Raw genomic sequence first — 15,060 nt, 5'->3', positions numbered from 1 at the left:
TCGGGTTTTCAATAATTATGTTTTTAAACTAATCCTGCTCTTCGTAACAAAGCTTCCGGTTTTGGTTCTTGTCCCCTAAAACGTTTGTACAAAATCATCGGATGTTCTGTTCCGCCTTTCGAAAGTACGTTTTCCTTAAATTTGGTTGCAACTTCTTTATTGAAAATGCCGCATTCCTGAAAATATTCAAAAGCATCTGCATCCAAAACTTCGGCCCATTTGTAGCTGTAATACCCAGATGAATATCCTCCTTGAAATATGTGTGAAAACGAAGTACTCATTGCATTCTCCTTTACATCAGGATACAATTGTGTGGCTGCGAACTGTTCAGTTTCAAAAGCCTTGATGTCTTTGATATTGGAAGGATCTTGCGCATGCCAACCCATATCTAATAATCCAAAACTCAATTGGCGCATCGTTGCCATTCCTTCTTGGAAACTCGCGCTTTCTTTGATTTTATGCACTAATTCCATCGGAATCATTTCCCCGGTTTCATAATGATACGCAAATAAAGCCAATGCTTCCGGTTCGTAGCACCAATTTTCTAAAATTTGACTTGGTAATTCCACAAAATCCCAATATACCGATGTTCCGGATAAACTTGGATAAGTGGTGTTGGCTAACATCCCATGTAAGGCGTGACCAAATTCATGAAACAAAGTCGTTACTTCGTTAAAAGTTAATAATGATGGTTTAGTCTCAGTAGGTTTTGTGAAATTGCACACAATAGAAATATGCGGTCTTTCGTTGATTCCCTTTTTGATGTATTGTGATTTAAAAGAAGTCATCCATGCACCGTTACGTTTGCCTTTTCTTGGAAAGAAATCAGCATAGAAAACAGCGACTAATTGGTCTTCTTCGTCTTTAACTGCGTACGTTTTTACTTCCTCATGGTATTTATCCACTTCAAAAATTTCTTCGAAAGTGATTCCGAATAATTTTTGCGCTACTGCAAAAGCACCGTCCAATACTTTTTCTAATTGAAAATACGGTTTTAATATTTCATCATCCAAGTTGAACAATTGCTGTTTCAATTTCTCCGAATAATAAGCGCCATCCCATTTCTCTAATTGGTCAATTCCGTGTTGCTCTTTTGCGAAAGCAGTAAGTTGTGCAAATTCTTTCAAAGCGGCCGGTTTGGCTTTTTCCAATAAATCATTGGAAAATGTTTTTACTTTCTCCGGGCTTTCAGCCATGCGTTCTTCAAGCACAAAATGAGCATGAGTGGCATAACCTAAAACCTGTGCTCTGTCAAAACGTAATTTTGCAATTTTTAGAACGATTTCTTGGTTGTCAAATTCGTTGTTTTGAAAACCTTTGGCACCAAAAGCAATTGCGATTTTCTTGCGCAAATCACGATTATCAGCATAGGTCACAAATGGAACATAACTTGGGTAATCCAACGTGAAAATCCAACCTTCTTTTTCTTGGCTTTTAGCCAAAGAGCGAGCGGCTTCAATTGTTCCTTCGGGTAAACCGGCTAAATCGGATTCGTTTGTAATATGCAATTGATACGCTTGGGTTTCCGCCAAAACATTTTCGCCAAACTGCAAACTCAATTTTGATAATTCTTTGTCGATTTCTCGCAATTGATTCTTTTTGTCTTCCGGTAAATTCGCTCCGTTTCTGGAAAAGCTTTTGTATTTTTTATCCAAAAGCGTGGTTTGCTCCGGATTGAGATTCAGTTTTTGCCGCTGCTCATACACCGTTTTTACTCGGGCGAATAAATCAGGGTTTAGACGAACATCATTTCCGAATTCAGACAATAAAGGCGAAACTTCCTGAGCGATTTTCTGAATTTCGTCATTGGTTTCTGCTGAATTCAAATTGAAGAAAATGCTTGAAATTCTATCCAAAACATCTCCACTGAATGCTAAAGCTTCAATCGTATTTTCGAAAGTTGGTTTTATCGGATTTCGAACAATAGCATCGATTTCGGCTTTTGCCAATTCGATTCCTTTTTGAAAAGCAGGAAGAAAATCTTCGTTTTTAATTTTCGAAAAAGGCGCAGTGTTATATTTTGTATTGAAATGGTGTGTTAGGATGCTCATTTGTATTTTGTAATAAAAATAATTCGATGTTTAAAGAAATCAAAGGTACGGATTTAATAAAAAAAATGGTGTTGTCGAGGGGATTGATTTGGACCAAAATAGTGGATTCTAAAGTGTTATTTAAATGTTATTTATTTCGTTACGCAGTAATAAAGCCTTAAATTGTAAAAAAAATGATTGGTTTTATAAAAGACGAATCAGAAAAAATATAATAAATTAAAAGAAAAGATGAATTATCAAATTACAATAAATAGAGCGAATACTGTTGATGAGGTTGAAGAATATTGGACAAATGAAGATTATATAAAGCTATTGGAAAAATTCGATTATCCGGATGCTGCGGAGGCAGATCCTGCTAGTTTAAGAGAATTGTTGTTTATGGCAATTTCTGATTTTGAACCGAAAGATGCTGCTGTAATTGTATTGGAATATAAATTATCAGAAGCTTTGAATGAAGGTCAGATTCAGCAAATTTCAAATGATATGTTTTTGGACAAAGTATGTGAGGAATATCCGGAAATAGGATTGCATTCGACTTTGTTTCATATTAATCAATTGCTTTTTAAAGCCTATAACGGTACTTTTCCTAATGCAAAAGCGACGATTATTGAATGTAGTTTTACGCCAGCAGAAGGAGAAAATGAAAATGAATTGACTAAAGAAAGTATTTTAAAATTATTAAACAACGGATTGTCAGGCAGTAATTTGATTAAACGATTATTTGACAGTCAGATGACTGAAAACGCGCCTTTTCCAGAAGCGGAAGATATTCTATGGGATGTTAAGACTATGGATAATGTAAATTATACGATTATGACTTCTGAATATTGGTTGAGCAAGGACGATATCATTGCATCAGAATTTGAAGAAGTTCTTGAAATCGTAGTTGATGCTGAATAAGCTGTTTCAAGATTTAAATAAATGAAAAAAGCTCCGTTATGGAGCTTTTTCTATTTCTGTAGACTTTCGGAAGCGATGTTAACGGCTTCTTTCAATCCGGTTTTGTATTTAATTACTTTCTCTAGTATACTTTTATTGTGACTTCCTATGATTTGAGCGGCAAGGATTCCTGCGTTTTTTGCTCCGTTTAAGGCAACGGTTGCTACGGGAACACCACCGGGCATTTGCAGAATGGATAAAACGCTATCCCAACCATCGATTGAATTACTGGATTTTATAGGAACTCCAATTACTGGAAGTGGCGACATTGAAGCGACCATTCCCGGTAAATGTGCAGCACCGCCGGCACCAGCAATTACTACTGAAATGCCACGAGTGTGTGCGTTCTGACTAAAATCAAATAATTTTTCCGGTGTTCTGTGTGCCGAAACGATATCGACTTCAATTTCAATTTCGAATGCTTTTAGGATATCGATGGCTTCTTGCATGATGGGCATATCGGATATGCTTCCCATTATTACGGCTACTTTCATTGTTTCTTATTTATAGATTTTAAGATTTATGTATTTTAAGATTTTTGAGAAATTCAATTTAGTTGGTGTTCTAAATTTTTCAATCTTTAAATTTTTCAATCTTTCAATTAACTTATTACTCTAATCGTATTCTTCACCTCTTCAGCGATTCTTCTTGCTTCATCGATGTCTTCATTAACGATGGTTACATGTCCCATTTTTCTAAAAGGACGTGTTTGTTTTTTTCCGTAAATGTGTGGCGTAACACCATTCCAACCTAATATTTTTTCGATGTTTTCATAGATTACATTTCCTGAAAAACCTTCGGAACCAACTAAGTTTACCATAATTCCAGCTACTTTACTATCTGTATTTCCTAAAGGCAAATCAAGAATTGCACGCAAATGGTTTTCAAATTGTGACGTATAGCTGGCTTCAATAGAATAATGACCGGAATTGTGTGGGCGTGGAGCGACTTCATTTACGAGGATTTCATCATCTTCGGTTTGAAACATTTCAACGGCTAATAATCCCACATGATTGAATTTTTCGGAAACATTCAATGCAATTGCTCTTGCTTTTTCGGCAACTTTATCATCAATTCGAGCAGGACAAATCACATATTCCACTTGGTTGGCCTCGGGATGAAATTCCATTTCCACCACAGGATACGTTTTTATTTCACCGGAAGGATTGCGACAAACGATAACGGCCAATTCATTTTTGAACGGAACCATTTCTTCGGCAATGCACTCTACATTAGCTAAATTATCCAAATCCGAAATGTGTCGAATCACTTTTACGCCATTTCCATCATAACCAAATTCCGTACATTTCCATACAAACGGAAGTTTCGTTTTAGAATCCAGAATGTCAACAATTAGGTTTTTTAAATTGTGAAATCGTTTATAATTTGCTGTTGGAATTGTATTCTGAGTGTAGAAATCTTTCTGAATTCCTTTGTTTTGAATCAGTTTCAATGTTTTTGGCGAAGGAAATACTTTTAATCCTTCTTCTTCGAGTTTTACCAAAGCTTCCAGATTAACCAACTCAATTTCGAAAGTCAAAACGTCTACTTTTTTACCAAAATTGTAAACCGTTTCAAAGTCCATTAAATCCCCTTTGAAGAATTGATCACAGGCAATTTTACAAGGCGCTTCATCACTTGGGTCTAAAACATAAGTTTGTATGTCGAATTTTCGGGTGTCAAACAATAGCATTTTGCCCAGTTGTCCGCCACCGAGAATTCCTAATTTGAAATCAGAAGAAAAATAATTCATGGTGTAGTTGTATGTTTAAGCAAAGATACTTTATAATGATTGAATCCGAAAATTCAATTTTAGTTTCTTCGGAATTTCTGCTCTCTCATTTATCGTTTTTAATACATTTTAAGTTGGTTTTTTATGAAATTTACTTAAAATTACAAATTAATGCCCATTTATCAATTCACAAATCCGAATTCTGTATCTTTGCGCATTATTTTAAATACGAAAATAATGATACAACTTCACGATAAACAATTTGTTCCGTTTATTTCTGCCAAAGAAATAGAATTTGCCTTGACAAAAATGGTTGCCCAGATTGCAGACGATTTTGCTGATGAAACTCCAGTATTTGTTGGTGTTTTGAATGGTGCTTTTATGGTAGTTTCTGATTTTATGAAGCTTTATAAAAAACCGTGCGAAGTGTCTTTCATCAAAATGGCTTCTTACGAAGGGATTTCTTCAACAAACGAAGTGAAACAATTAATAGGATTGAACCAAGATTTAACGGGACGCACTGTAGTTATAATTGAAGATATTGTTGATACTGGGAATACTTTGGTGGAATTGAAAGAGTTATTCAAGCAACAAAATGTAAAACATTTTAAAATTGCAACACTTTTTTTCAAACCGGAAGCGTATACAAAAGATATCAAAATAGATTATATTGGAATTAGAATTCCAAATAAATTTATCGTTGGTTATGGATTAGACTACAATGGATTAGGGAGAAATTTACCCGAAGTATATAAACTAAAAGAATAACTACACAACAACATGACTAACATTGTTTTATTTGGAAAACCAGGAGCTGGTAAAGGAACTCAAGCAGAGTTTTTGAAAGAAAAATACAAATTAACGCATATTTCCACCGGTGATGTATTTCGTTTTAATTTAAAAAACGATACAGAACTCGGCAAACAAGCAAGAGTATATATGGATGCCGGAGATTTAGTACCGGATGAATTGACTACAAAAATGCTGATTGATGAGGTAAATAAACATCCGGATACAAACGGGATTTTGTTTGACGGATATCCAAGAACACTTTCGCAAGCAGAAGCTTTAGATGCATTTCTTACTTCAATTGGTTCAAATGTTGCTGCAACAATTGCGCTCGAAGCTGATGATGAGATTTTAGTGCAACGATTGTTAGAAAGAGGAAAAACAAGTGGTAGAATTGACGATCAAGATGAAGAAAAAATCAGAAATCGCTACCAAGAATACAATGAGAAAACTGCGCCTTTGATGAATTATTACGAGGAGCAAGGAAAATTTTTCGCCGTAAATGGAATTGGTTCCATTGCAGAAATTACCGAAAGAGTGAGTAACGTTATAGATAATTTATAGGAGCTATTCCAGCTGTACGTTACAAGTCCTCGATAAAAAAAACATTTTTCTAAGTCATAAAAGGAGCTTCCTTTGGTCGCTCTTTTATAACAAGAAAAATAGTTTTTTTTACCTCCGGGCTTTTCACTTCTATCTGGGCTATACTATTACGCATACAAAAAACCGATTTCAAAAAATTAGAAATCACATTTTAAGATATAAACGAATCAATTAAGAAATTGGAAATAGTAATAATATTTTTTCTGATACTGCTAAATGGGGTTTTCTCGATGTCGGAAATCGCATTGATTTCAGCACGAAAAAATAGACTAGAAACCGCAGCGAAAAAAGGAAATAAAAGTGCCAAAATCGCTTTGGATTTGGCAAATTCGCCCAATAAGTTTTTATCAACTGTACAAATAGGAATCACCTTGATAGGAATTCTTACCGGTATTTATAGTGGAGACAAAATAACAAAAGATGTTGAAACTTTTATAAAAGGATTTGAAACTTTGGTGCCTTATGCGCATCCAGTTGCGGTAGGTATTGTTGTTGTTACTTTGACTTTTTTCTCTCTTGTTTTAGGGGAATTATTACCAAAAAGAATTGGACTAAACCATCCGGAAGCAATTGCAAAAGCAGTGGCTCTTCCGATGAAAATCGTTTCAATTGTGACTGCACCATTTATTTGGTTGTTGACTCATTCAACTGATTTTTTATTGGATATTTTACAGATAAAACCAACCGCTGACGGAAAAGTAACCGAAGAGGAAATAAAGGCAATTATCAAAGAAGGAACTGAGGGTGGTGAAGTTCAGGAAATAGAACAAGATATTGTTGAGCGCGTTTTTCACATTGGAGACAGAAAAATAAATTCATTGATGACACACAGGAAGTCAGTGGTTTTTTTACCTTTGCATTCTGATAAAGAACAGGTTAGGGAATTTATGCTCAAAGAGTTGCATTCTATTTATCCGGTTTACGGTGAAAATTATGATGATATTGTTGGGGTTGTAAACCTGAAAAATATTTTTGCTCATTTTGAAAATGAAAACTTCAATTTATCTGCTATTATGACCGAAGCTCCTTTCATGATGGAGCAAACTACGGCTTATGTTGCTTTAGAAAATTTTAAAAAGTCAGGGATACATTATGCATTCGTCTCGGATGAATATGGTGTTTTTCAAGGTGTAATTACCTTGAATGATATTCTGGAAGCTTTGGTAGGTGATGCTTCTGATTTTTATAAAGATGATTTCCAGTTGATAGAAAGAGAAGATGGAACATGGCTGGTTGACGGACATTATTCATTACACGATTTCTTGACCTACTTTGAATTAGATGAATTAATCAATGATTATGAAGTAACTACCGTAAGCGGACTAATAATGACTGAACTCTCTCATATTCCAAAACAAGGGGAGAAATTAGTTTGGCAAAAATTTGAGCTAGAAGTTATCGATATGGATGGCGTGAAGATTGATAAAGTGATGGTGAAGGCGATTAAATTATAAAAATAGATGTAAGTTGGAAGTTTGAATCTATTCAATCTGAAATCTGAAATCTGAAATTAAAAAAAATGACAGAAGGGAATTTTGTAGATTATGTTAAAATATATGTTTCATCCGGTAAAGGTGGAAAAGGATCTACGCACTTACACAGAGAAAAATTTATTGAAAAAGGTGGGCCTGACGGTGGTGATGGTGGTCGTGGAGGACATGTATATTTAGTGGGGAATAAAGGTCTTTGGACATTGTTTCACTTGAAATTTGCCAGACATATCAAAGCTGGAAATGGCGGTGATGGTAGTGGTGACAGAAGTACTGGTGCTGATGGTGATGATAAATTTATCGAAGTACCATTAGGAACCGTTGTAAAAGACAAAGAAACTGGAGAAATATTATTTGAAATTACCGATGATGGTGAAAAACAAATTCTTTCTCGCGGTGGAAAAGGTGGTTTAGGAAACTGGCATTTTAGAAGCTCAACGAATCAAACACCAAGATACTCGCAACCTGGTTTACCAGGAGTAGAAATGGATGTGATTTTAGAACTAAAAGTTTTGGCTGATGTAGGTTTGGTAGGTTTTCCTAATGCAGGAAAATCAACACTATTATCAGTATTAACGTCTGCTAAACCAAAAATTGCGGATTATCCGTTTACAACTTTAAAACCAAATCTTGGAATTGTAGCCTACAGAGATTTTCAATCTTTTGTAATTGCAGATATTCCCGGAATTATTGAAGGTGCTGCCGAAGGAAAAGGACTTGGACATTATTTCTTGCGTCACATTGAACGTAATTCGACTTTGCTATTTTTAGTTCCAGTGGATACTCCAGATATCAAAGCGGAATACGATATTTTGGTAAACGAATTGACAAAATACAATCCTGAAATGTTGGATAAAGAACGTTTGTTGGTGATTTCTAAATGCGATATGCTGGATGATGAGTTAAAAGCAGAATTGAAAACCGAGCTAGATGTAGCTTTCAAGGATGTTCCTTATATGTTTATTTCTTCTGTTGCTCAACAAGGTTTAACAGAGTTGAAAGATAAATTATGGAAAATGTTGAATGACTAATTCTTGATTTTAAATACATTATAAAAACCGTCTCGTATACAATGCGAGACGGTTTTTTTGTAAAAAATAGTTAAACCTTTCACATACTTGGAGAGTTACAATTATAAATTTCGCTATTTTTGAAGAATGAAACATATTATTTATTTATTTGTATTTCTACCGATTATGATGTGGGGTCAGTCTGATTTTGAAAAAGCAGAAAAGCTGTATAAGGCGGATAAAATGGATCAAGCCGAAGTGGTCTTTGAATCTGTTTTAAGGTCCAATCCATCGGATTTAAAAACGATTGAGTATCTTGGAGATATTGCCGGTCATGATAAATCTTGGGACAAAGCGATCGGGTATTATAAAAAACTAAAACAGCTAAAACCTTCCGTGGCTAATTATCACTATAAATATGGTGGTGCTTTAGGCATGAAGGCCAAAGATTCAAACAAGTTTAAAGCCCTAGGAATGATTGATGAAGTGAAGGCTTCCTTTGAAAAAGCAATCAGTCTGAATCCCAAACATATTGAGTCGCGTTGGGCATTGATTGAAATATACATTCAGTTACCTGGAATTGTTGGTGGAAGCGAATCTAAAGCTATAAAATACTCCAATGAGTTATTGCGATTATCTCCCGTTGACGGTTATTTGTCAAGAGGACATATTGACGAATATTTTAAAAGATATGCAGCTGCAGAACAACAATATAAAAAAGCCATTCTTGTAGGAGGTTCCAAAACAAGTTATCAAAAATTAGCTAACTTGTATAAAACTAAAATGCGTGATCCTGAAAAGGCAAGAACAATATTAGAAACTTATAATAAAAAAATTCAGGACTGATTATAATTGCTCCTGAATCTAAAATCCATAAACCAAAATTAGAATGCGTACACATTTTATAGCTATAGGCGGAAGCGCTATGCACAATCTGGCTTTAGCACTACACAACAAAGGGTCTCAAGTTACTGGAAGTGACGATGCGATTTTTGAACCATCAAGATCAAGGTTAGATAAAAAGGGGATTTTACCTCCAGAATTAGGTTGGTTTCCGGAAAAAATAACTCAAGACATCGAAGCTGTTATTCTTGGTATGCACGCCAAAGCAGATAATCCTGAATTATTAAAAGCGCAGGAATTAGGACTGAAAATATATTCGTATCCGGAATTTCTTTACGAACAATCCAAAAATAAAACACGTGTTGTTATTGGCGGTTCTCATGGAAAAACAACGATAACTTCAATGATTTTACATGTAATGCACTATCATGACATTGCTGTAGATTACATGGTTGGCGCACAACTGGAAGGTTTTGATACGATGGTTCATCTTACGGAGGAAAATGATTTTATCGTTTTGGAAGGAGATGAGTACTTGTCTTCACCAATTGACCGCAGACCTAAATTTCATTTATACCAACCGAATATTGCTTTAATTTCTGGAATTGCTTGGGATCATATTAATGTTTTTCCAACGTATGAGAATTACGTAGAACAGTTTGAAATTTTTATTGGCAAAATTACCAATGGCGGGATTCTCGTTTACAATGAAGATGATGCTGAAGTAAAACGTGTTTCAGAAGCCGCGACAAACCCAATCCGAAAATTAGCGTATCATACTCCAAAATATGCCGTAAGTGATGGTGTGACACTGCTAGAAACTCCTGAAGGCGACATGCCAATTGAAGTCTTTGGAGCGCATAATCTTAATAATTTGGCTGGAGCCAAATGGATTTGCCAAAATATGGGTGTTGATGAAGCTGATTTTTATGAAGCCATTGCCAGTTTTAAAGGTGCTTCAAAACGATTGGAAAAAATTGCCGAGAGCAAAACGAAAGTTGCCTATAAAGATTTTGCACATTCACCAAGCAAAGTGGCTGCAACTACGAAAGCAGTGAAAGAACAATATCCTAATCGAACTTTAGTGGCTTGTTTAGAATTGCATACCTATAGCAGTTTGAATGCTGAATTCCTGAAAGAATACGAAGGTGCATTGGAATATGCTGATAAAGCGGTTGTTTTTTATTCGCCAGATGCGGTAAAAATTAAACAGCTTGAAGAAGTAACTTACGACCAAATAGCAAATGCTTTTAATAGAAAAGATTTGATTATTTATACGAATCCAAAAGATTTCAAGGACTATTTGTTTAACCTAAACCTTGAAAATTCGGCTTTGTTGCTGATGAGTTCCGGTAATTACGGTGGATTAAACTTTGATGAAGTAAAGGAATTGGTAAAGTAAAATTGGTATGAAAGACAAAGTAAGGATTGTTAAAACTACCAGTGAAAACCCAGATTTTGAAAATTTGATCAAAGCATTAGATGAAAGTTTATGGGAGCGTTATCCGGAATTAAAATCTGATTATTGGGGGAATAATATTTTGGAATTAAATCCAAATGTCGTCATTCTTTATATAGAAGACAAAGCCGTTGGTTGTGGTTGTTTCAAAAAATACGATAAAAATACAATTGAAATAAAGCGTATGTTTGTTTCACCTGAAGTTCGAGGAATGGGCTTGGCGCAAACAATTTTACGTGAATTAGAAGGTTGGGCACATGAGTTAGGATATTCGTTTTCTGTTTTGGAAACTTTATACAAACAAAAAGAAGCGATTGCTTTATATCAGAAAACAGGATATGACATAGTTGATAATTACGAGCCTTATGTAGGTTTAGAAAATAGTATTTGCATGCGAAAACCAATTTAAACAACAAAATGAATGGCTGAAAATTCCTTTTTCCCTATAACGAATTGGTCGGAAGACGATAAGCCACGCGAAAAACTAATGCTCAAAGGCAAAAGTGTTTTGAGTGATGCGGAATTAATTGCCATTTTGATTGGTTCAGGAAGTAGGAGTGAATCAGCTGTGGATTTAAGCAAACGGATTTTGGCTAGTGTTGATAATAATTTGAATGCATTGGGGAAATTATCGTTGTCTCAACTAATGCAATTCAAAGGAATAGGAGAGGCGAAAGCAATTTCTATAATTGCCGCTTTAGAATTAGGAAGACGCCGAAGAGGAGAAGATGCAGTGGAGTTGAAGAAAATAACTTCGAGTAAAATAATTTTCGAAATCATGCAGCCAATTATTGGAGAATTGCCACACGAGGAATTTTGGATTATTTACATGAATAATTCGAACAAAGTGATTGCAAAATCTCAGTTGAGTAAGGGCGGAATCACCGGAACATTAGTTGATGTGCGAATTGTTTTTAAAACAGCGCTCGAGATGGGAGCTACGGCTTTGATATTGTGTCACAATCATCCTTCGGGAACTTTGATTCCTAGCGATGCCGATAAACAGATTACGAGGAAATTGAAATTAGCAGGCGACAGTTTAGAAATAAAAGTATTGGATCATCTCATTGTAACTGAAACCAGTTATTTCAGCTTTGCAGATGAAGGAATATTTTAAAAATATAAAATGAAACAAACACATATAAAGGACGTTTTTTTTGATTTAGATCATACACTTTGGGATTTTGACAAAAATTCAGAACTTACTTTTGACACTATTTTCAATAGAAATCATCCATCAGTAATAACTAAAGATTTTATTGAGAAATATGTTCCAATAAATCAAGAATGTTGGAAATTATACCAATATGATAAAATTACTCATGAAGAATTGCGTTACAATAGACTCAAGTATTCTTTTGATGCCATAAATTACTCGATTTCTGATGAGGAAATTGATTCAATTGCGAATGATTATATCAAGTTTTTGCCAGAGAATAATCATCTTTTTGATGGAACAATTGAACTTTTGGATTATCTGAAACCTAAATATAATTTGCATATTATAACCAATGGTTTTGCAGATGTACAATTTAAAAAATTAAATAATTCAAAAATTGGTTCTTATTTTCAGACTATTACTAATTCAGAAATGGCTGGAGTAAAAAAACCAAACCCTATTATTTTTGATTACGCTTTAGATTTGGCCAAAGCCAAAAAAGGAAATAGTATCATGATTGGCGACAGTTTAGATGCTGATGTACAAGGAGCCCTTGATGCTGGATTAGACGCAATTTATTTCAATGAAAGTAAAATGCATGTCGAAAATCATATCAAACAAATTAATCACTTATTAGAACTTAAAAAATATTTATAAAAATGAAAAAACCATTCCTGTTTTTGCTAATCTTATTCGTTAGTTATTCTTACGCTCAATCCGTAAACGATTATAAGGCCGTTATTGTTCCATTAAAATATGATTTTCTCAAAACTGAAAATCAATATCGTTTGAATACATTAACTAAGTTCAATCTTAAGAAAGCTGGTTTTGAAGCATTTTATAATAATGAGGCTATTCCAAATGATTTTAGTAACCGATGTAGTTTACTTTATATTGATGTGTTAAAAGAAAATGGCTTTTTGATATCCAAATTGTTTTTAACGCTCAAGGATTGTTATGGTAAAATTATATTTCAATCCATTGTTGGTTCAAGTAAAGAAAAAGACTATCAAGTTGCCTATAATGAGGCGCTTAATGAAGCGTTTAAATCCGTTTATGATTTGCAATACAAGTATAGTGGAGCCGTTGCAAAAACGGAACCTATTGTTGTGCAAACGCAATCAGCTCCTGTAGTATTGGAAAAAGCTATTGTTGCCGAAGCGAAGGTAAATGTTGAAAGTAAAGATTCTAATTTGCTTTATGCGCAAGCTACTCCTACTGGATTTCAGTTGATAGATAGTACGCCAAAAGTAGTTATGAAGTTATTCAAGACTTCTCAGACGAATTCTTTTATAGCTATAAAAGACACTGTTCAGGGATCATTAATTTTAAAAGACAATCAATGGTATTTTGAATACTATCAAAACGATAAATTAATTTCTGAAAAAGTAGCGGTTAAGTTTTAAGCTCTATAAATGATGTTTTATTACATAATTTCATAAAAAAGCCTTGATTATTCAAGGCCTTTTTATGAAATTAATATCCGTATTTGTCTTTCCAGCGGTTTTTAAGAAATTCTCGGATACTGTTTTCTCTGGAATTGTTTCCGGGAACATATATAGGTGTTTTGCTTAAGGCTTCAGGTAAAAATTCCTGTTCGGCAAAATTATTGGTGTAATCATGGGCATATTTGTATTCTTCACCATAACCCAATTCTTTCATTAATTTTGTAGGTGCATTACGTAAATGGATAGGAACCGTTAAATCTCCGGTTTTTTTTACTAGTTGTTGTGCCGTTCCGATTGCTAAATATGAAGCATTGCTTTTTGGGGATGTCGCAAGATAAACAGCGCATTGACTTAGTATAATACGACTTTCTGGATAACCAATTGTCGCTACAGCTTGAAAAGTATTATTAGCCATAATGAAAGCAGTTGGATTCGCATTTCCTATATCTTCACTGCTTAGAATGAGCATTCTTCGAGCTATAAATTTTACGTCTTCACCGCCTTCAATCATTCGGGCGAGCCAATATACAGCTCCGTTAGGATCACTTCCCCGAATTGATTTTATAAAAGCAGAAACAATGTCATAATGTTGTTCGCCGGTTTTGTCATATAAAACAGTATTTTGTTGTACTAAGGAAAAAACCAGGTCATTTGTGATAAAAATTTCGTCTTCATTAGACGCATTTACCACAAGTTCAAAAATATTTAATAGTTTGCGTCCATCTCCACCGGAAAGTCTTAATAAGGCCTCAGTTTCACTTAAAATAATATTTTTTGTAGATAAATAAGTATCTGTTTTCATTGCCCGTTCTAATAAAGACTCTAAATCCTGTTTTGTAAAAGCATTTAAAACATATACTTGACAACGGGAAAGTAATGCAGGAATAACCTCAAAACTTGGGTTTTCTGTGGTGGCTCCTATCAGTGTAATCCATCCTTTTTCTACTGCTGCCAACAGCGAATCTTGTTGTGATTTGCTAAAACGATGAATCTCGTCAATGAATAAAATGGGATTTTTAGCAGTAAACAAACCGCCACTTTGCTTTGCTTTTTCAATAACGTCTCGAATATCTTTAACACCTGAATTAATAGCACTCAAGATATAGAATGGCCGTTTTGATTCTTGTGCGATAATTTGTGCCAATGTGGTTTTTCCAGTACCTGGTGGTCCCCAAAAAATTAAGGAAGGAATTATTCCTTTCGCAATTTGTTGTGTCAAAGATCCATTAGGTCCAACCAAATGGGTCTGACTAATATAATCTTGTAGTTTTTGCGGCCGTATACGTTCTGCAAGTGGTGCTTCCATTATGTAAAATTACTGTTTTTTTTAATCTGAGCTCATTTGCTATTGTCAAATTTATTTTTTTGGAGCTATTTCCAGCTGTACACTGTATTCACGCTAAAAAAAGCGTGGGATGCCTTTTCCTCTGGGCTAGGAAATCGTACTAAAAATGTAGTTGAAGTTTAAATATGACAAAATAGCATTAAATTGCTTTTGGATAAGTTTTTGAATTATAACCAGGGAATATAAACTTTA

General features: G+C 34.5%; 15 protein-coding genes. 11 read left to right on the top strand and 4 right to left on the bottom strand.

Going from position 1 to position 15,060, the window contains the following annotated elements; genetic code table 11:
• Positions 1-23: 23 nt before the first annotated feature.
• A complete protein-coding gene (locus DR980_RS12845; protein ID WP_113636742.1) occupies positions 24-2,051 on the bottom strand; it encodes a M3 family metallopeptidase in 2,028 nt (675 codons plus the stop codon).
• Positions 2,052-2,279: 228 nt separating this feature from the next.
• On the opposite strand from DR980_RS12845, the gene DR980_RS12840 reads away from it, so the two are divergent.
• The gene (locus DR980_RS12840; protein WP_113636740.1) at positions 2,280-2,951 is read left to right on the top strand and encodes a hypothetical protein; all 672 of its coding nucleotides are present in this window, start codon (positions 2,280-2,282) and stop codon (positions 2,949-2,951) included.
• 50 nt (positions 2,952-3,001) lie between these two features.
• Here DR980_RS12840 and purE read toward each other — a convergent pair whose 3' ends face one another.
• Positions 3,002-3,484, bottom strand: a complete 483-nt coding sequence (gene purE, locus DR980_RS12835; RefSeq protein ID WP_113636738.1) for a 5-(carboxyamino)imidazole ribonucleotide mutase — start codon at positions 3,482-3,484, stop codon at positions 3,002-3,004.
• 107 nt (positions 3,485-3,591) lie between these two features.
• Complete coding sequence (locus tag DR980_RS12830; RefSeq protein ID WP_113636735.1) at positions 3,592-4,743, bottom strand: 5-(carboxyamino)imidazole ribonucleotide synthase; 1,152 nt, start codon at positions 4,741-4,743, stop codon at positions 3,592-3,594.
• Between the two features lie 216 nt (positions 4,744-4,959).
• Between DR980_RS12830 and hpt the strand changes: the two genes are divergently transcribed.
• The 10 genes from hpt (at position 4,960) to DR980_RS12785 (ending at position 13,481) form a co-directional block, all read left to right on the top strand.
• The gene (gene hpt / locus DR980_RS16530; RefSeq protein WP_091173623.1) at positions 4,960-5,490 is read left to right on the top strand and encodes a hypoxanthine phosphoribosyltransferase; all 531 of its coding nucleotides are present in this window, start codon (positions 4,960-4,962) and stop codon (positions 5,488-5,490) included.
• 12 nt (positions 5,491-5,502) lie between these two features.
• Positions 5,503-6,075 carry an adenylate kinase gene (locus DR980_RS16525; protein WP_244199304.1) on the top strand — a complete coding sequence of 191 codons (573 nt, stop codon included), beginning with the start codon at positions 5,503-5,505 and terminating at the stop codon, positions 6,073-6,075.
• 218 nt (positions 6,076-6,293) lie between these two features.
• Positions 6,294-7,568: a hemolysin family protein gene (locus DR980_RS12820; RefSeq protein WP_113636733.1), complete on the top strand. Its 1,275-nt coding sequence runs from the start codon at positions 6,294-6,296 to the stop codon at positions 7,566-7,568.
• A gap of 65 nt (positions 7,569-7,633) precedes the next feature.
• Complete coding sequence (gene obgE / locus DR980_RS12815; protein ID WP_091173634.1) at positions 7,634-8,635, top strand: GTPase ObgE; 1,002 nt, start codon at positions 7,634-7,636, stop codon at positions 8,633-8,635.
• Positions 8,636-8,761: 126 nt separating this feature from the next.
• Positions 8,762-9,460, top strand: a complete 699-nt coding sequence (locus tag DR980_RS12810; RefSeq protein WP_113636731.1) for a tetratricopeptide repeat protein — start codon at positions 8,762-8,764, stop codon at positions 9,458-9,460.
• A gap of 43 nt (positions 9,461-9,503) precedes the next feature.
• On the top strand, positions 9,504-10,859 hold the full coding sequence (locus DR980_RS12805) for a UDP-N-acetylmuramate--L-alanine ligase (protein ID WP_113636729.1): 1,356 nt from the start codon (positions 9,504-9,506) through the stop codon (positions 10,857-10,859).
• A gap of 7 nt (positions 10,860-10,866) precedes the next feature.
• Complete coding sequence (locus tag DR980_RS12800) at positions 10,867-11,325, top strand: GNAT family N-acetyltransferase (protein ID WP_113636727.1); 459 nt, start codon at positions 10,867-10,869, stop codon at positions 11,323-11,325.
• A gap of 12 nt (positions 11,326-11,337) precedes the next feature.
• Positions 11,338-12,033 (top strand): RadC family protein, encoded by a 696-nt coding sequence (gene radC, locus DR980_RS12795; RefSeq protein WP_113636725.1) that lies wholly within the window; start codon positions 11,338-11,340, stop codon positions 12,031-12,033.
• Positions 12,034-12,042: 9 nt separating this feature from the next.
• A complete protein-coding gene (locus tag DR980_RS12790; protein ID WP_113636723.1) occupies positions 12,043-12,732 on the top strand; it encodes a YjjG family noncanonical pyrimidine nucleotidase in 690 nt (229 codons plus the stop codon).
• 2 nt (positions 12,733-12,734) lie between these two features.
• Positions 12,735-13,481 carry a hypothetical protein gene (locus DR980_RS12785; protein WP_113636720.1) on the top strand — a complete coding sequence of 249 codons (747 nt, stop codon included), beginning with the start codon at positions 12,735-12,737 and terminating at the stop codon, positions 13,479-13,481.
• Positions 13,482-13,551: 70 nt separating this feature from the next.
• Here the strand turns inward: DR980_RS12785 and DR980_RS12780 are convergent, their stop codons facing one another.
• Positions 13,552-14,829: a replication-associated recombination protein A gene (locus DR980_RS12780; RefSeq protein ID WP_113636718.1), complete on the bottom strand. Its 1,278-nt coding sequence runs from the start codon at positions 14,827-14,829 to the stop codon at positions 13,552-13,554.
• Positions 14,830-15,060 lie beyond the last annotated feature (231 nt).

This window comes from Flavobacterium psychrolimnae, assembly GCF_003312425.1.
Classification (GTDB): domain Bacteria; phylum Bacteroidota; class Bacteroidia; order Flavobacteriales; family Flavobacteriaceae; genus Flavobacterium; species Flavobacterium psychrolimnae.
This window is presented reverse-complemented; position numbering and strand designations above follow the sequence as displayed.